This window comes from Aliinostoc sp. HNIBRCY26, from assembly GCF_050235535.1.
Taxonomy (GTDB): Bacteria; Cyanobacteriota; Cyanobacteriia; order Cyanobacteriales; family Nostocaceae; genus Trichormus.
Window position 1 is genome coordinate 4,675,804 of sequence record NZ_CP189852.1, and the last position, 16,830, is coordinate 4,692,633.

The 16,830-nt window shown below is 38.9% G+C and carries 14 protein-coding genes and 1 pseudogene; 9 read left to right on the forward strand and 6 right to left on the reverse strand.

Going from position 1 to position 16,830, the window contains the following annotated elements:
• Positions 1-42: 42 nt before the first annotated feature.
• Both ACQFX9_RS19800 and ACQFX9_RS19805 read right to left on the reverse strand, forming a co-directional pair.
• Positions 43-393 carry a YtxH domain-containing protein gene (locus ACQFX9_RS19800; RefSeq protein WP_236141356.1) on the reverse strand — a complete coding sequence of 117 codons (351 nt, stop codon included), beginning with the start codon at positions 391-393 and terminating at the stop codon, positions 43-45.
• Positions 394-492: 99 nt separating this feature from the next.
• Positions 493-855 (reverse strand): hypothetical protein, encoded by a 363-nt coding sequence (locus ACQFX9_RS19805; protein ID WP_236141357.1) that lies wholly within the window; start codon positions 853-855, stop codon positions 493-495.
• 241 nt (positions 856-1,096) lie between these two features.
• Here ACQFX9_RS19805 and ACQFX9_RS19810 point away from each other — a divergent pair, with 241 nt between their 5' ends.
• The 4 genes from ACQFX9_RS19810 (at position 1,097) to ACQFX9_RS19825 (ending at position 7,397) form a co-directional block, all read left to right on the forward strand.
• Positions 1,097-3,763: a filamentous hemagglutinin N-terminal domain-containing protein gene (locus tag ACQFX9_RS19810; protein WP_427157898.1), complete on the forward strand. Its 2,667-nt coding sequence runs from the start codon at positions 1,097-1,099 to the stop codon at positions 3,761-3,763.
• Between the two features lie 442 nt (positions 3,764-4,205).
• Positions 4,206-4,502 (forward strand): hypothetical protein, encoded by a 297-nt coding sequence (locus ACQFX9_RS19815; RefSeq protein ID WP_427157900.1) that lies wholly within the window; start codon positions 4,206-4,208, stop codon positions 4,500-4,502.
• 124 nt (positions 4,503-4,626) lie between these two features.
• Positions 4,627-4,890, forward strand: coding sequence for a hypothetical protein (locus tag ACQFX9_RS19820; protein WP_427157901.1), 264 nt, complete (start codon positions 4,627-4,629; stop codon positions 4,888-4,890).
• A gap of 272 nt (positions 4,891-5,162) precedes the next feature.
• A complete protein-coding gene (locus ACQFX9_RS19825; RefSeq protein WP_427157903.1) occupies positions 5,163-7,397 on the forward strand; it encodes a TOMM precursor leader peptide-binding protein in 2,235 nt (744 codons plus the stop codon).
• A gap of 85 nt (positions 7,398-7,482) precedes the next feature.
• Here ACQFX9_RS19825 and hppD read toward each other — a convergent pair whose 3' ends face one another.
• The 3 genes and pseudogenes from hppD to ACQFX9_RS19840 form a co-directional block, all read right to left on the reverse strand.
• The gene (hppD, locus tag ACQFX9_RS19830; RefSeq protein ID WP_427157904.1) at positions 7,483-8,514 is read right to left on the reverse strand and encodes a 4-hydroxyphenylpyruvate dioxygenase; all 1,032 of its coding nucleotides are present in this window, start codon (positions 8,512-8,514) and stop codon (positions 7,483-7,485) included.
• 176 nt (positions 8,515-8,690) lie between these two features.
• Positions 8,691-9,785, reverse strand: coding sequence for an NYN domain-containing protein (locus ACQFX9_RS19835; protein WP_427162946.1), 1,095 nt, complete (start codon positions 9,783-9,785; stop codon positions 8,691-8,693).
• An 84-nt stretch (positions 9,786-9,869) separates the two neighbouring features.
• Positions 9,870-9,974 (reverse strand): annotated as a pseudogene (locus ACQFX9_RS19840) (IS1/IS1595 family N-terminal zinc-binding domain-containing protein); the annotation flags it as partial.
• A gap of 106 nt (positions 9,975-10,080) precedes the next feature.
• Between ACQFX9_RS19840 and ACQFX9_RS19845 the strand changes: the two are divergent.
• The 4 genes from ACQFX9_RS19845 to ACQFX9_RS19860 all read left to right on the forward strand — a co-directional run bounded on the left by ACQFX9_RS19845 (position 10,081) and on the right by ACQFX9_RS19860 (position 14,299).
• Positions 10,081-10,680 carry a cytochrome b/b6 domain-containing protein gene (locus ACQFX9_RS19845; protein WP_427157905.1) on the forward strand — a complete coding sequence of 200 codons (600 nt, stop codon included), beginning with the start codon at positions 10,081-10,083 and terminating at the stop codon, positions 10,678-10,680.
• Between the two features lie 235 nt (positions 10,681-10,915).
• Complete coding sequence (locus ACQFX9_RS19850; RefSeq protein ID WP_427157906.1) at positions 10,916-11,638, forward strand: molybdopterin-dependent oxidoreductase; 723 nt, start codon at positions 10,916-10,918, stop codon at positions 11,636-11,638.
• Positions 11,639-11,746: 108 nt separating this feature from the next.
• Positions 11,747-13,180, forward strand: coding sequence for a bifunctional orotidine-5'-phosphate decarboxylase/orotate phosphoribosyltransferase (locus tag ACQFX9_RS19855; RefSeq protein WP_427157907.1), 1,434 nt, complete (start codon positions 11,747-11,749; stop codon positions 13,178-13,180).
• 48 nt (positions 13,181-13,228) lie between these two features.
• Positions 13,229-14,299, forward strand: a complete 1,071-nt coding sequence (locus tag ACQFX9_RS19860; RefSeq protein ID WP_427157908.1) for an AI-2E family transporter — start codon at positions 13,229-13,231, stop codon at positions 14,297-14,299.
• Positions 14,300-14,581: 282 nt separating this feature from the next.
• Here the strand turns inward: ACQFX9_RS19860 and ACQFX9_RS19865 are convergent, their stop codons facing one another.
• Positions 14,582-15,757 (reverse strand): FAD-dependent oxidoreductase, encoded by a 1,176-nt coding sequence (locus tag ACQFX9_RS19865; RefSeq protein WP_427157909.1) that lies wholly within the window; start codon positions 15,755-15,757, stop codon positions 14,582-14,584.
• A gap of 347 nt (positions 15,758-16,104) precedes the next feature.
• Between ACQFX9_RS19865 and ACQFX9_RS19870 the strand changes: the two genes are divergently transcribed.
• Positions 16,105-16,815, forward strand: coding sequence for a pentapeptide repeat-containing protein (locus ACQFX9_RS19870; protein ID WP_427162947.1), 711 nt, complete (start codon positions 16,105-16,107; stop codon positions 16,813-16,815).
• The last annotated feature ends 15 nt before the right edge of the window (positions 16,816-16,830 follow it).

Below are 16,830 nucleotides of genomic sequence, written 5' to 3' on the forward strand. Positions count from 1 at the left end.
TTCATGTACTGACTATAGGTAATGTGTACGCAATTACATAATTTATGAGCGTTCTAATTCTTGGGGAAGAGAGTCAGAGTCTGGGGAAGTTTGCTGACGTTTTAAGATTTGGCTTTCACGCTGACTAGCATCCAAACCTGCTGCTATGGACTCCCGCAGTCTTTCTAGTGTTTCGTCCCAATTTCGCAAAGCGTTGGCAGAAAGGCGATCTGCTTGAATTTGTACACTTGTTGATAAATCTTCTGCCAATTCAGGAATCGCATCAGCAGATTTTTTCAAAAGTTTACGAGTTTCGCGTCCGGTGCGGGGAGCTACTAACAATCCTGCTAAAGCACCAATAGTAGCCCCTAGCATCAAACCACCAATAAATACTCCAGAACGGTTATTAGACATCTTAAGTGTTTTTCTCCTTTCACCCATTTTAGGTGTCTTTGCTTCCCTGGCGAAACCTAAATGGTTTGATCTAGTTAGTGGATGTTGACAATGTATCAGCTAGAACTGTTGCTTTGATTCTGGTCTGATTGAGTGAGAATTTGATTTTTTAGGGATAGAATCTATTTTACGAAAATAGCGCAACCAAGTTTGCCTGCCTAGTAAAAGGATGCTAATAATCTGTTTTAGTTGTTGAGTCTGCACCCTTAGAGATTGATTGCTTTTTCTTAATTGCTGAATACTGTTCTGCCCTGAATAAATGAGTTCTGGTGCTTTATATAGTAAAGCATAGCTACAGCGTTCGTATTCCGTGAGGCGATCGCCTATAAAAGCTATTTTCTGTTTTAATTGCCACAATTGCCAAGCTACGTAGAGTAGCATGATGGAAATAAATGTATTAATTATGACAACTATTATTACCATTAGTAAAAATGTATGATGTTTGCTTGACTTGGCTTGATTGTGATCATAGCTTTTCCAGAGGAGGCACGGGAGAGTAAGGGAGAGTAGGAATAAATACTAGGGACTTCCCACTTAAAAAATAACTACTACTGTGTAGGCAGAGGGGCAGGGGGCAGAGAGCAGGGGGAGCTTTTAAGGGCTGAAGGTATCCGTCAGTGATTGTGGGAATACTAAGAATAAATGCTGATATCAACTAAAGTTTATGAAACTTCTCTATTCTGTTGGCATCGCGGTATTATTTGCCACATCTAATTGTTTATTTAGTAGCATGACTTTGGCTGAAGCGATCGCCACAGATAGGACTCTATCTACAGATGTTACCTCGAATGATGGCATTAATTTTACTATTTCAGGTGGTAGTCAAGTAGGTAGTAATCTTTTTCATAGTTTTAGCCAATTTTCTGTGCCTAAAAATGGCTCGGTCAATTTTAATCAGAGTGCTGATATTCAAAATATTATTAGTCGAGTTACTGGTAACTTACCTTCTTTTATAGATGGCAAAATTCGGGCTAATTCTCAGGCCAATCTCTTTTTAATTAATCCTAATGGCATTATTTTTGGTCGTCATGCTCAATTAGAAATTGGTGGTTCTTTTTTTGCTACTACTGCTAACAGTTTGAAATTTGCTGATGGGACAGAGTTTCATGCTGATAACTCCCAAAACTCGCCTCTATTAAGTGTCAGTGTTCCCATTGGGTTGCAGTATGGTAATCGCCCCGCCCCCATTCAATCACAAGCAGCCCAATTGACTGTACAACCAAATCACACCTTAGCATTAATTGGTGGTGAAGTTAATATCAATGGTGGTCAATTACAGGCGGAAAATGGGCGAATTGAAGTAGTGGCAGCAGGTGCTGGTAGTGTAGTGGGAGTGCAATTAACACAGAACCAATCTCAACTTAGTTTACCTAGCAATCATGCAAGAGCAGATGTTGTCATTAGTAATCAGGCACAACTAACTACCAATGGAGATGGCGGCGGTAGTATTCAGCTTACGGGTAAGCAGATAACTATTGAAGATTCTCGCATTAGTGCGGCAACAACTGGCAGTGTTTCTGGGGCTAATATTACCTTAAACGCATCAGATACGGTAATAGTTGCTAGTAGCAGCACTGAGAAAACTTTTAGCAATGGGTTATTTGCGGAAAATGCTGGTAGTGGTGCTAGTGCAGGAATCAATATTAATACGAAAAAACTGCAAGTTAATGGCGAGGCGCGCATCTCCACTGCCACTTTTTCTGAGTCCACAGGAAGGGGAGGAGATTTAACTATTAATGCTAGTGATACAGTGAAATTAAACGGTGTTGATTCCGAAGACTATTCTCTGTTTACAGGGATATCAACAGATACCCACGGTAGCGGAATTGGGGGAAATTTAACTATCAACACCGGAAAATTAATTGTAGAAGATGGGGCGCAAATATCAGCCGCTACTTTTAGTGAGGCTCAAGGTGGCAAGTTGACTATTAATGCTGCTGAGTCTGTAGAATTATTAGGTGTTTCCACTAATGATTATTTAGCCAGTGGTTTGTACACAGCAGTGCAAGAAAATGCTAGCGGACAAGCCGGGAATTTAACAGTTAATACACAAAACTTATTTATCCGTGATGGGGCGCAAATTTTTGCGGGTACTTCCGCCCAAGGAAATAGCGGAGATATCACGATTAATGCTACTAGTTCGATTAATGTTAGTGGTATTTCCCCGATTTTTCAATTTGCAGGTGGGATATTCAGTAGTACAAATCTTGAGTCCACGGGTAATTCTGGAAATATCACTATTAATACTCAGAAATTAACTGTCCAAGATGGAGGGGTAATTGCTGTTGAGACATTGGGTTTAGGTAAGGGAGGACTACTGACTATCAATACAACCGATTTTATCAAGTTAGTAGGACAGGGGGCTTTGATTACATTTGGAGAAAATGCTGCTAATCCTACACCATCATTTAGCACTATCTCTGCGGGCATCTTTAACAAGGATAACCCCAATGATGCAGGGAGTGTAGAAATTAATACGAATAAACTATTGATTCTTGGTGGTTCTCGTTTAAGAGTGGACAATGCGGGACTCGGTAAAGGTGGAGACCTGTTAGTAAGAGCGAATTCCATATTGCTGGATAATGGGGGAAATCCTGATCAGGATACGGGTGGGATTTTAGCCACCACTAAGTCTGGTGAAGGTGGTGATATTACACTCCAAGCGCGAGATATTTTGTTGTTACGTAATGGTAGCCGGATTACTACGGATGCTAAAGATGGTAGTGGTAACGGTGGCAATATCATTATTAGTACAAATGTATTAGCGGCTGCGGAAAATAGTGATATTACAGCGAATGCTATTCGGGGACGGGGTGGAAATATTGAAATCACGGCTAAAGGGATTTTTAATATTGAATTTCGTCCAGAATTGACTTTGAAGAGCGATATTACTGCTAGTTCTCAGTTTGGCTTGAGTGGAAATGTAGAAGTCAATACTTTAGCGGCCGATCCCAGTAAAGGAATTGTCGAGTTACCAGTTCAACTCAATGATGCGTCTGCATTAATTAAGCAAGGTTGTGGTGCGAAAAATCCGGAAAAATTCAGTCGGTTTGTAGTGACTGGAAGGAGTGGACTACCACAAAATCCAGAGGTGGCTTTGGGTAGTGACACAATTTTGGAAGATGTGCAGACGGTTCCGATTCATAGTAGCAGCGATCGCACTTCACCTACTATTGTGGCTCAAAGTCCAGATCCGAATCATCCTGATGAAATTATCGAAGCCCAGGGGTTAGTAGTCACCCCCCAAGGTAATATTCTGCTGACAACCCAAACACCAGTCACCACCCCTCATGGTTCCGTATTTACACCAATGACTTGTCCAGCACTGTAATATTACTGATGCCTAAATATAGGAATTATATTTAAATATTTTCCCCACATCAGGAGAGTTTTTACTGCCTGTAACCCGTCCTATAATTACGTAAATCACTCAATAATGACAGCAGATTTATCTAGATTAATTGGTGATATTGCCAAGTTTTATCATGTTTAACAATCGACATTTGCTAGTCTAATTAATATATCAGTAATCCCACGGTTAACAAAACTCATAAGTCTTGAAGTAGAATTTACTCAACTTCATACCAAATATTGCAGCTTAGATATTACTCTACCTGTGCTTATAAATGATTTCACAAAGGCGAGATAATTTATAAGAACAAGTAAAGTTGCTGCTCAATTGCTTCAATAATTCCACTGAATATACTTAAGATGATTAAGTGTGTTTATAGGTTCACACTGACATTATTTTTTCCGATAATGTCCAGTTCTTCATGTTCATTTTTAGGGTAGATATGGCTGTGAAAAAAGAATTTGTGAAACCCGTAGAGTCATTGATTGAAGACCTCACCGATGAGGAACTATCTAGCTGTTTTGGGGGTTGTGGGTGGTATAACCAACGAGGAAATGAATGTGAGGTGGAAACAATTAATGGCAGATATAAGATTACAGAATATTTCTTCATCAATGGCAAATTGCATTCTTCATCCTATATCACTGATTCCAAAGCTGGTTTATGGTATGACCCCAATGGTTCAAATAGATATAAAAACTACATACGCAATATGTAATAAATAAATATTTCATAAACCCGATAAGAAGTGATGATGTAATTGATTGCCGGGGATAAATTCACCTGATTAAAATGAACTAGATATTAACTAGAATTTGACATCAAAAAGGTGAGTTAAATTTATGCCTCATAATATGGCGATCGCATCATCACCCAATCCACAGATGCCTGAGAATTTAATTGCAGATTTGTCTGATGAAGAATTGGCAGCAGTTACTGGTGGCTGTAATATTCAAATCACGACTAAAAAGCGTGAAATTACAGTGATAGTAGCAGAACTACCACAACTAGATAAAGACTTTGTAAATGTGGATAATGGTGCTGTGAGTGTAGTTTATGACCCCAATGGCTCAATTCGCTACCAAAGCTGGAAAAGAAACCTTTAAACAAGCATCGGCGGCAAAAACTCAGCATATTCATCTTTCTTTGCGATCGGCTATGATAGGCTTTGTGTGATAAATCTATCGTTGGCGATCGCATTTTTTGCTCACAGTTACTGACGGGTATAAAGTAAGACTCCCGTAGGCTGTAGACATCATATTTCTGTACTAGATTCTGTTCCCCGTTTGTGACTTCCCTAGATTCAGTATTTCAGGAATCCCATCAGATTCCTATATCACCATAAATACTTTTCTCCTTACTCATATCTTTGTGTTTCATGAAGCCAAAGTTTAAAGAGTGCTTTCATGTGGAAGTCTGTCCCCCCCGCACTGTCTTTTTATTGAGTGAAAAGGGACATTTTGTACTGAACGGGTATTTGTACTGTCTTTTAGCACCTCTACTTACAGGCGTGCATACAGTAGCAGAAATAGCTGCCCATCTTGAGGGTCAAGCGAAGATTGATGAAATTACCTATGGTTTAGAACAGTTAGAACGGAAAGGCTATATTACTAATACAGATAGCTTACCACCTGCTGAGTCTGCTTTTTGGGAATTGCTCAACCGTAATACGGAGGTAGTTGATCAACGCCTGCGGTCAACTAAAGTTAGTATTACGACATTTGGTAACGTAACTGGAGAAGTCTTAGAAACCATACTTGCGTCCCTCAATGTTGGAGTTGCTGATGCGGGGGAATTTACTGTTGTACTGACAGATGATTATTTGCAACCAGGGTTAGCAGACTTTAACCGTAAGGCTTTACAAGCAAATCGTTCTTGGTTATTAGTCAAACCTATAGGTGGCGTGATTTGGATTGGCCCGATTTTTCGTCCTTATCAGACGGGATGCTGGGAATGTCTCGCGCAAAGACTCCGAATTAATCGTGAGGTTGAGTCTTTTATTCAAGAACAAAAACAAAGCAGCGAACCTTTATCGGTAGCGCGCGCGGCTTTAGCCTCGACTTTACAGACGGGACTGAATTTGATAGCGACAGAGGTGGCTAAATGGGTGACTTATCCAGAACACCATTCTCTTGAGGATACTATCCTCACTTTTGATTTAATCAATCTCAATTTACAACGTCATTTTGTAGTGCGTCGTCCGCAGTGTCGTTGTTGTGGTGAATTGACTCACTTGGCGCATACACAACCGCAACCATTGCTATTAACTGACAGGAAGAAGCAGTTAGTTGATGATGGTGGATATCGGCAATATTTACCTGAGTTAGCGGCGGCACAGTATGAACATCATATCAGCCCCATTACTGGGATTATTAAGCAATTATTTCAACCATTTCCCTATAATGAGCTAGTCCATGCCTATGTTGCAGAACATTGTTTACCTATAGCTAGTAGGGAGTTAAAAGATTTAGGTAAGGCGGCGCGTCCTAAAAGTTTTGGCAAGGGTAAAACAGCAGCACAGGCGAAAATGAGTGCTGTGGGAGAAGCCATAGAACGCTACTCAGGTACTTACACAGGGGAAGAAATCACCATCAAAGCCACCTATGCTGAGTTGGGAGAATTAGCAATTCATCCCCATGATTTAATGCAGTATAGTGCAGAGCAGTACCGCGATCGCCAGATTTGGAATCAACAACACCATATTATTCAATGGGTTGCAGATCCCTTTAATGCCAGTGAAGTGATTGACTGGACACCTATTTGGTCACTAACTCAGCAAAAATTCAAATATATTCCCACAGCCTATTGTTATTATGGTTATCCTCTGGCGGAAAACCACTGCTTTTGTTATGCAGATACTAACGGCACATCTGCCGGTACTTGTCAAGAGGAAGCCATACTGCAAGGATTTATGGAATTGGTAGAAAGGGATGCGGTGGCGATTTGGTGGTATAACCGCATATCTCGCCCGGCTGTTGATTTGCAGAGTTTTGCAGAACCCTATTTAAATCATCTGCAAACTTACTACCAAATTTACGGCAGAGATTTTTGGGTTTTAGATATCACAACTGATTTCAATATTCCTACTTTTGCCGCCATTTCCAGAAGAGTGAACCATCAACCGGAAGATATTCTCTTTGGTTTTGGGACTCATTTTGATGCCAAAATTGCCCTGTTGCGCGCTGTGACAGAAATGAACCAGATGGTGTTTCTATCCCAAGGTGCAAATCCCCATGCGTCAGCTAAGTTTACGCGTTCAGATATGCAGAATTGGTGTACAACTGCAACATTAGAAAATCAACCTTACTTAGCTCCCAATCAGAGTTTAGCAGCGAAAACCTATGCAGACTACACACCTTATTGTAGTGAGAATCTGCTGACAGATGTTTTAACCTGCGTTGATTTAGCAGCGCAACAAGGTTTAGAAATGTTGGTATTAGACCAAACACAACCAGATATTGGGATGTCTGTAGTCAAGGTAGTTGTTCCTGGCTTACGTCACTTTTGGGCGCAGTTTGCACCTGGTAGGCTTTATGATGTCCCTATAAAGTTGGGTTGGTTAAAAACACCATTACCAGAAAGCGAACTGAACCCAATTCCGATGTTTATCTAATTGGGCATTGGGCAAATCAATTCAAAATTCAAAATTCAAAATTCAAAATTAAATACCCTAATCCCCAGTCCCCAGTCCCCAATCCCTATGATCCCAAAGTCCCGCGTTTTATTTGTTCGCTTTCAATAGCTTCAAATAAAGCGCGGAAATTGCCTTCTCCGAAGCCTTGTGCTTGAGAACGACGTTCAATAAATTCAAAGAAAAAGGTTGGTTGTCCAAAGATGGGGTGAGTGAAAATTTGCAGTAACACTCCTTGATCAGAATCTTGCTGCCAGTCTACTAGAATTTCTTGTTGTGCGATCGCTGTTAATTCTACAGGTGAGAGGGGTAGTCCTGGGCGATTTTGGAGTTGTGTGTAATAGGTTTGGGGGACTGAGAGTAATGATAAACCACGCTGACGAAATTGAGCGATCGCTTGGACAAGATTGGCTGTTTTGAGGGCGATGTGTTGAATTCCCGCACCGCGATTAAAATCTAAAAACTCTTGAATTTGGGAATTGGGGGAGGCTGGTTCATTCACGGGTAACTGTACGCCACCTTGGGGAGAAACCATAACTTGACTGTACAAAGCCGAACGCGCAGTCTGAATTTTAAAGCTTTGACGGGGTTGAAAACCAAAAATTTTTTCATACCAACGCACGACTCGTTCTAACTCACCTGCGGCGACATTCAAAACTATATGATCTATGGCAGTAATGAGTTGATGGGGTGCGGTGGAATCGGTTTCTGGAGGACTAGCAATTAAGGTATGAGTCAAACCACCCCAAGCGGCAATTTTGCTGCATTTGTAAGTTGAATTACCTACGTGGCGTTCCTCAATAGATTGTAAGACTGTAGCACCGTTAATTTCCGCATGGGCGATCGCTTCTTCCACATCTGGAACTGCAAAGGCGATATCTGCTACACCAGGAGGGTGTTGACGCAAAAATTCAGCAACTGGACTAGTAGGTAATAATGGCGAAGACAGTAAAAACTTGACCACACCACTTTTTACCGCTTCTGTGCAAGTGTGGAAAGAATGGATACTAGCTACTGATGTGAACCCCAGGTAGTTGACAAACCAATCTCGCCAAACTTTGGCATCTTCTACATAAAAGTGTACGTGATCAATTTTCATATATTCTCAAAATCTAGCACCACAGCTAATATCATTGTAGATTTTGTGGTTATCACTAAATTTTTGAGTCCTGCCTAAGCAATAATTATCCAGACATTATTCATAATTTTTACTACATCCTCTTAGGGACATAGGCGTTAAGGACGAATTATCTCCTAATTAACACACAACTAATTCTATAAATTTACACATCCTAAAGGCTGATTTTGAGAATTAGTGATTTCATACTCTTTACCGTCGAAATTCAAGATAAATAGGGATGATGACTGCAAAAATTTGATAAAACTAGAACCAAGCTTTAATTTCTTAATAATTGCATTCGGAGATTGCCCACATCTTCTTTGTAATTCGGTGCTGAGTTTGGATACAGATAACTTACCTTGAGCAGATTTTGTATGATTGGCGATAATTGCTAACAGTATTTTTTCTAACTCTGTTTGGGAGCTAATTTCTTTGTTGGTAGCTTTTGTAGTTGATGTATTTGTCTCGGTTTGGTTATCTGGTGGTAATTTCTTATCTTCTTTAGCTGGTTGTTCATATTGCAATTCTAAATGACATCGCTCTTGAAATAAATTGGCGATCGCCACCAGATTATTCAGTTTAGCCTCTAGAGATTCTTGCTCAGATTTAATCAGGCTTTCTATTTTATTCACCACATCTGCTAGGGAAGGAATTTCGCTAGATGACGACAGAGAATAGAAAACATATTTTCCAGTATTGCGGTTTTCTATATGTAAATTTTGCCCCTGTCTACGTACCCAATACACTATCAAACCCTGATTTTGCAGGGCATTACATAGATGATTTAAAATCCCATCTCCAGAACAGACAAATATTTCCCTAGCATGAGGATAATAACTTAAAATATTTGCCCCTACAGTCATCATTTTCGCATCTGCACCATCTTTCCCGTCAGGTACATGAACAAGCTGATAACCGCGTTCATATAAATCCACATCTTGCTTGCCCAGACTAGTATTTTTCCAATTAGCAAAGCCTATTTTGACTTGGAGAGGATATTTGCATATACTAGCTAGAAAATTTTCAAGTTCAGCATTAATTTTCAAGTTCTCCACATCCAATAATAATACAGCTATGCCTGATGTTTCTGGAGTAGATTTCTGTTGAATTTGCTGCTGAATTCTCTGCACAAATTCCCACACAGCCGGAGATTCTAAATAACCACTATCTAAGAAACTGCGGATCATTTCTTCCAAGAAAATACCACTCAACCCACCATGATGATTTTGTGGTTGAGATTGTTCTGTCATCAGTTCTGTTGCTGACGAAACTGATATGTGATTATGTCCATTATTATCAGTTATCAACTCATCTGCGGGAGTATGAGGTAATACATACTCTAGAAATTGTTTACCACAATTCTTACATAAGTAGTTTTGCTTACCCTTGCGATGACCATTCTTGCGGTATGAGGTTGATGCACAATGAGGACATTTCATTTTATTCTTCAGCACTGCTTGTGCTGATGATTACCTCTAAGTATGTGATTTGAAAAGTTTGCTTCACATTTTTTAATATAATTGTCTCACCCTCACATTTAATTCTATGACTACGACGATTCCCCCTAAGATGAGAAAGTTACCTACACAGGCACTAGGAGCTAAAATTTTCCACACTATCAATATCATTGGCTTATTTTTGATGGTCACAAGTGGACTGCAAATTTACAACGCTAACCCTGTGTTTGGTGGACGTGCGGGTTTACACATACCACCCATATTTACACTAGGGGGTTGGTTAGCTGGTGGTAGACATTGGCATTTTGCAGCTATGTGGTTATTTTCCCTAAATCTTTTATGGTACGGCATCTATGTTTTAATTACTCGACGTTGGCGACATCGATTTGTCGGTGTTAATGACATCAAAGCCTTACAAAAAACTCAGAACCCTAAGCGTTTATTTTATGCTTGGCATCGCATTGTTTACACCTCTATTATTCCGATTTTATTGTTGGCATTATTTACAGGCATAGGAATGTATAAACCTGCTCAATTTCCTGCTATTGTCGATATGTTTGGTGGTTGGCAAGGATTGAGAATTGTCCATTTTATCTCTGTGCCAATGGTAGTTATATTTGCTGTAGTTCACTCATTTTTAGGTAAGAAAGCTGGAGGAGAAGAACTGACATCATCAATGTTTTGGTAGTAGCAACCAAACCTCCTGATTCATCTCAGCTACAAATATTTACTGAAAAAAACTATGTTAATCAATGTAAAAATACGAGTATTCAGTTCGTAGTAAGGACTTTAGTCCTTTTCTGTTCGCAAAACATTTCCCAGAGAGAACTAAAGTTCTCTCTTCGAGACGCTACGCGAACACTACCAACCCTTAATTATTTACCTTGTTCTACTTACGCTGTGCTATTGGTTATATTTTTAATATGGATTTAATTCGTTTCAATCGTCCTCAATTAACCCGTCGGGGATTTCTGAAGATTTCAGGAATTTCTAGTATGAGTTTTTTGCTTGGTGGTTGTGGTACACCAACATTTGAAGATTTAGTTGGTACGTTATCAGAACCAATAAATCAAAAAGTCGAGAAGCTAATATTTCAACCACAAAAGCCAGTACCAGAGTTTGCACCTAGCGCAATTCAACCGGAAGCATTAATAGTTAATAGTTTTCGTGGTACGCCGATTATTGATATAGAAAAATATCAGTTAATTATAGATGGTGAAGTAGAACAGCCATTAAGCTTGAGCATGGCTGAAATTCAGAATTTGCCCTTAACTTCCATGATTATACGCCATGTTTGTGTAGAAGGCTGGGCTGCGATCGTGCAGTGGGGAGGTATACGTTTAAGAGAAATTATTGCACTAGCCCGTCCTAAAAGTAATGTCAGGTATGCTTACTTTAAATCTGCTGACGGTTATTACGAAAGTTGGGATATCGCTTCAGTTTTACATCCACAAACACTGTTAGCTTATGAAAAAAATGGTCAACCTTTACCAGTAGAAAATGGCGCGCCTTTACGTCTAGCCTCACCAATTAAACTTGGTTACAAACAAAGTAAATGGGTAACTCAAATCACTCTCACCAGTCATTTAACAAATTTCCAAGGCTACTGGGAAGATTTAGGTTATGAATGGTTTGCTGGTATTTAGGGTTATGAGTGCTGAGTAATGAGTGCTGAGTGCTGAGTGCTGACTAATGACTAATGACTAATGACTATTGACTATTGACTATTGACTATTGACTATTGACTAACCAACATGATTTTTTCTGATAAATTACAAACCGTTATTTCGCAAAATCAAAGTTTACTATTTGTTGGACTTGACCCTAATATAGAGATGATGCCGGCTAGGTATGAATCTCAAAATATTATTGATGGTTTATGGCAATGGCTACAATTTATCATCTCTGAAACGGCTGATTTTGTCTGTGCTTATAAACCAACATTGGGTTTTTATGAAGCTTTGGGAATTCCTGGTTTAGAATTGCTACAAAAAACTTTAGCAGATATTCCTCATCACATCCCGATTATTTTGGATGCTAAACATAGTGATTTAAATACTAGCACTATCTTTGCTCGCACAGTATTTACAGAATGGCAAGTTGATGCAATTACCCTCACTCCCTATACAGGACAGGATCATGTAGCTCCTTTTCTGGTTTACCCTGATAAAGCTGTCTTTATTTTATGTTGTACTTCTAACCCAGGTGCAGAAGCTTTACAACAATATCCTACGCCGGAATCACCTCTTTATTTACAGGTAGCAAAAGAATCTAGAAATTGGGGAACTCCTGAACAATTGGGGTTAGAAGTAGGAACTACCAATGCTGAGATTTTGTCTCAAATTCGTGCTGTCGCACCGGAACGAATAATTATGGCGCGTAGTGTTTGGGGTGAGGGAAGTAATTTAAATAAAATTCTAGCGGCTGGGTTAGATCATAATAGGAATGGACTATTAATTCCTCTCCCTCAAGATATGTTAGGTGCAGTAAATTTATCTGAGGAAATGCAGTCTTTACGTGCAGAAATTAATCAGATGAGGACGCAGGTAATTCAAAATGATTCTAACTGTGCCGTTTGGTTTTCAGATGTGATTGTTCCGAATCGACATCCTTATCAAGATTTAATTTTACAACTTTATGATATTGGTTGCATTATGTTTGGTAACTATGTCCAAGCATCAGGGGCGACTTTTCCTTATTATATTGATTTACGCAAAATTATTTCTAATCCTCAAGTATTTAATCAAGTTCTCAGTGGTTATGAAGAAATTCTGAGAGATTTGCATTTTGATCGATTAGCAGGTATTCCCTATGGTTCTTTACCTACGGCTACCGGCTTATCTTTACGTTTGCATTGTCCTATGATTTTTCCTCGTAAAGAGGTGAAAGCACATGGAACCCGTAGATTAATTGAAGGTAATTTCTATCCAGGAGAAACTGTAGCTATTGTAGATGATATTCTCATTAGTGGTAAAAGTGTCATGGAAGGGGCAGAAAAGTTAAAGTCTGCGGGTTTAAATGTGCATGACATAGTGGTTTTTATTGACCATGAACAAGGAGTAAAAGAACGGTTGTCAGCCAATGGCTATCGTGGTCACGCGGTGTTAAAAATTTCCGAAATTACAAATATCCTTCATCAATGTGGGAAGATTGATGATGAGCAATTTTCGGCTTTGAGTGAGTTTTAGTTTTCTAAAATATATTGGGTGGATGTTATCAGGGATAGGCTAACAGGGATGAATATTTCGCTGAATCAATTAATTAAGTGGTTAATTATAACTCTGTTATTTCCGCTAGTGTTTCTGAATATTTGGTTGGTTGGTAAATTTTTTCACTATTTCCAGCCTTTAGTGACAATTTTGGTACTGGCGGCTTTACTGGCATTTATCTTAAACTATCCTGTTTCCCTCCTTCAGCAAAGGGGAATGAAGCGTAACTATGCTGTGGGTTTAGTATTTTTTATCAGTTTACTAATATTAGTAGCTGTAGGGATTATCTTATTGCCCATAGCATTAGAACAGTTTAATGAGATAGTGAGAATGCTACCACAATGGATAGAGTCTACCCAAGCAAAAATCCAGAATTTAAATGATTTATTTATTAGTGAAAGGCTGCATATTGATTTAAGTCAAATTTTGACAAAAATTACTGATAAAATCCCAGATGAGTTAGAATATCTTTCTGATAAATTTGTCACTATATTGATAGATACTATTGATAGTTTATCTGAGGCTTTAATTACAGTAGTTCTGGCTTTCTACTTCTTATTAGATGGGTCAAGAGTTTGGGATAGTATTTGGCATAAGTTACCTGGTAATTCTCTTAAAACAGTCGGGGATTCAATTCAGAAAAATCTGCAAAATTATTTACTGGGACAGGGAACTTTAGCTTTGTTTATAGGTACTTGTCAAACACTGATGTTTCTGGCTTTTCAAGTGCAGTTTGGCTTACTGTTTGGTTTAGGAATTGGTGTTTTTAGTTTGATTCCCTTCGGTGATATTGTCAGCCTGAGTGTAATTACTTTAGTGATTGTGTCTTATGATTTTTGGTTAGCTGTGAAGGTTTTAATTGTAGCTATTATTATCGACCAAATCATTGACCAAGCGATCGCACCCCGTCTTTTAGGTAGTTTAACGGGTGTAAAACCTGTGTGGGTGTTAATTTCCTTGCTTGTGGGTACTTATGTTGGGGGTTTGTTAGGCTTATTGGTGGCTGTACCTACGGCGGGTTTAATCAAAGATATTATTGATGGTTGGGATTCTCTGTCTAGTCAGGAGGATCATGCTTCTGAAGAAATAGGGGTGTAGGAAATTCCCCATTCAAAATCAAAGACAGTTGGAGTCAGAGATTTAACATCATGATTACGCATTTTCGTCATTTAGTGAGAAATACGAACTCAAACTTAGTGTTGGTGAGGGTTTTATTACTTAAGGAATTTCACTTAGTTGTCAAATCGTCATAAAAGTTATGCAATAATTGCATTTCCTCGGATGCGTTTATTCCGAGAAGATGGCATCCTCTATAGTTAGGAATAGAGTTGATGGCATACATCATCAGTACCCCGGCGTTAGCTGGGGTCTTTTTATTGGCTAATTTTTAGCCGCCATTCCCCAGTTATTCATAAAACGACGGTCAATTTTATCTTTCCACCACCACAGTATTTGATGCGGTGGTAGAGTTAAACAACCTTTGGTGGCGATCGCTCTTTTGTCTCCCGTACCTATTAAACTGAGATATTGTTGCTGCGGTTTGTAGGGTTGGAGTGGTTGACCCAGTACCATACGTCGCAAGTTTTCAAATAATGGCTTCCCCTGTCGCACAGCAAACACCCCCGCTTTCGGACGGGGATGATCCTTCATTGTCGCAATATCACCGGCTGCAAATACCTCTGGATGGCTGAGAGATTGCAATGTATCTTTAACTAAAATAAAGCCATGTTCATCGGTGGTTAATCCTGTGGATTTTAGCCACTGGGGTGCGGATGCTTGTGTTACCCAAAAGACTTTTTCACATTCTAACTCCAACCCAGACTCACACCTGACTACAAATGATGTTGTGTTTTTCAGGGATGGTGCAATTTGCAATACGGTTTCCCCTAGATGTAATTTCACACCACACTTACTTAAAACCTGCTGTACTTGATATTGTACAGATGGGTGATGATGTGGCATGAGTTGAGGATGGCGTTGCAATAAATGGATGGCTAAATTTTGCTGCGGTTGTTGCGCTTGTTGTAAAATACGCTGCAAATGTGCTTGCATAGATAAAGCTAATTCCACACCACCAGCACCGCCACCAACAATCCCTATAGTAATTGCTTGTCGGGGATTTTGAGAGACATTTGCTAATAATTGATACCAATTTTCTAATAATTTATCTACTGGTTTAGCGGGAGTTGCGTATTCTGCTGCACCTGATACAGATATTGTGGCAGGGGTGCTGCCAATATCAATAGATAATAGATCAAAATTGACAGGCGGACGTTCAGCACAAATTACTTGGTGATTTTGTAAATCAATGTCTACGACTTGATCTAAATATAATTGTGCTTGGGAAAATTCAGCTAATTTTTGTAAATCAATGTAAAACTCATCGCGGCTATAAAAGCCAGCAATATGTCCTGGTAACATTCCCGAATAGGGTGTAGTTGATGTGGGTGTAATTAAAGTCAAATTCACTCCTGATAAGGGTTGCATTCCCCACAGCTTGAGGACAATAGCATGACTATGACCACCACCAACTAATACTAAATTTTGGGCGCACATCGTAAATTCTTAGTAATTTAATATTTTTTTCTTAAAATTATGGCTGTATTATATATAACTTTATTTAATTTGGCTGAGAATATCAATTAATACATTTTTTATTGACGGAAGATAATTTTTCCGGCAAATTCATGATTTCCTGCTAAATATTCAAAAATCAATCTAGTCATTACGTATCAATCATAACTGGAAATCACGAATTACATCAGTTACATTTTACATACATATAACGAATTAGTGATTTTTATATTGGTGAGCCTGCATATAATCGTTATATCTACCACTACTCAAATTCTTCTAATATAGAGAAAATAACACGATATCCTTTTTTGATAAATGTATTAATGATGTTGAACATAATTATTGATTTTTATCATCAATCCACCAAGACAATTATCAATAATCAATTGTCTATATTAAACATCATTCAAAATATAGATTTTCCACAAAATATTTCTCCTGATGTCATTACACAAAAGTGTCATTTAGTGATTCAGTATTGGCAACAGCAAAAAACTGTAGAATTTCTAGCAACCGTCACTCAATTAGAAAACTTAGCGCGAAATTATCCGCAATATTCTTGGGTAATTCTGGAATTTCTCAGTGAGTTTGTGCGACAGCATACAAAAATAAATCCTAGCCCTACACATCAAATTAGGGCAGAAATTCAGGCAATTTTAACCGTAATTACGCAAATCCATCGCCAACCAGAGACAGAGAATGCACAGCTAGATTTAAGTCACACTGATTTGCGTCGTGCAAATCTTCAAAGAGCTAACTTAGAGTGGGCAAACTTATATCATGTAAATTTAGCTGGTGCAAACTTAAGTCAAGCAAATCTCTCTGGTGCTATCTTGAGTGCAGCTAACCTAAGCGGTGCAAATCTAGCCAATGCAAACCTTTCGGGTGCCATTTTGAGTGCAGCCAACTTCAGTCAAGCTAATCTTACTAGTGCTAATTTATATCAGGCAAATCTCTATCTTGCCAATTTACAGCAGGCAAATTTGGATGAAACCATTCTAGATAAAGCAAATCTGCGGGAAGCAAAATTTACGTAAGAGAAAAACATTAAG

Coding starts and splice junctions, on each gene's coding strand:
- ACQFX9_RS19810 (WP_427157898.1), top strand. CDS start 1,097: ATGAAACTTCTCTATTCTGTTGGCATCGCGGTATTATTTGCCACATCT.
- ACQFX9_RS19855 (WP_427157907.1), top strand. CDS start 11,747: ATGATTTTTTCTGATAAATTACAAACCGTTATTTCGCAAAATCAAAGT.
- ACQFX9_RS19850 (WP_427157906.1), top strand. CDS start 10,916: ATGGATTTAATTCGTTTCAATCGTCCTCAATTAACCCGTCGGGGATTT.
- ACQFX9_RS19835 (WP_427162946.1), bottom strand. CDS start 9,785: ATGACAGAACAATCTCAACCACAAAATCATCATGGTGGGTTGAGTGGT.
- ACQFX9_RS19805 (WP_236141357.1), bottom strand. CDS start 855: ATGGTAATAATAGTTGTCATAATTAATACATTTATTTCCATCATGCTA.
- ACQFX9_RS19860 (WP_427157908.1), top strand. CDS start 13,229: ATGAATATTTCGCTGAATCAATTAATTAAGTGGTTAATTATAACTCTG.
- ACQFX9_RS19845 (WP_427157905.1), top strand. CDS start 10,081: ATGACTACGACGATTCCCCCTAAGATGAGAAAGTTACCTACACAGGCA.
- ACQFX9_RS19870 (WP_427162947.1), top strand. CDS start 16,105: ATGTTGAACATAATTATTGATTTTTATCATCAATCCACCAAGACAATT.
- ACQFX9_RS19800 (WP_236141356.1), bottom strand. CDS start 393: ATGTCTAATAACCGTTCTGGAGTATTTATTGGTGGTTTGATGCTAGGG.
- hppD (WP_427157904.1), bottom strand. CDS start 8,514: ATGAAAATTGATCACGTACACTTTTATGTAGAAGATGCCAAAGTTTGG.
- ACQFX9_RS19825 (WP_427157903.1), top strand. CDS start 5,163: ATGAAGCCAAAGTTTAAAGAGTGCTTTCATGTGGAAGTCTGTCCCCCC.
- ACQFX9_RS19865 (WP_427157909.1), bottom strand. CDS start 15,757: ATGTGCGCCCAAAATTTAGTATTAGTTGGTGGTGGTCATAGTCATGCT.
- ACQFX9_RS19820 (WP_427157901.1), top strand. CDS start 4,627: ATGCCTCATAATATGGCGATCGCATCATCACCCAATCCACAGATGCCT.
- ACQFX9_RS19815 (WP_427157900.1), top strand. CDS start 4,206: ATGTTCATTTTTAGGGTAGATATGGCTGTGAAAAAAGAATTTGTGAAA.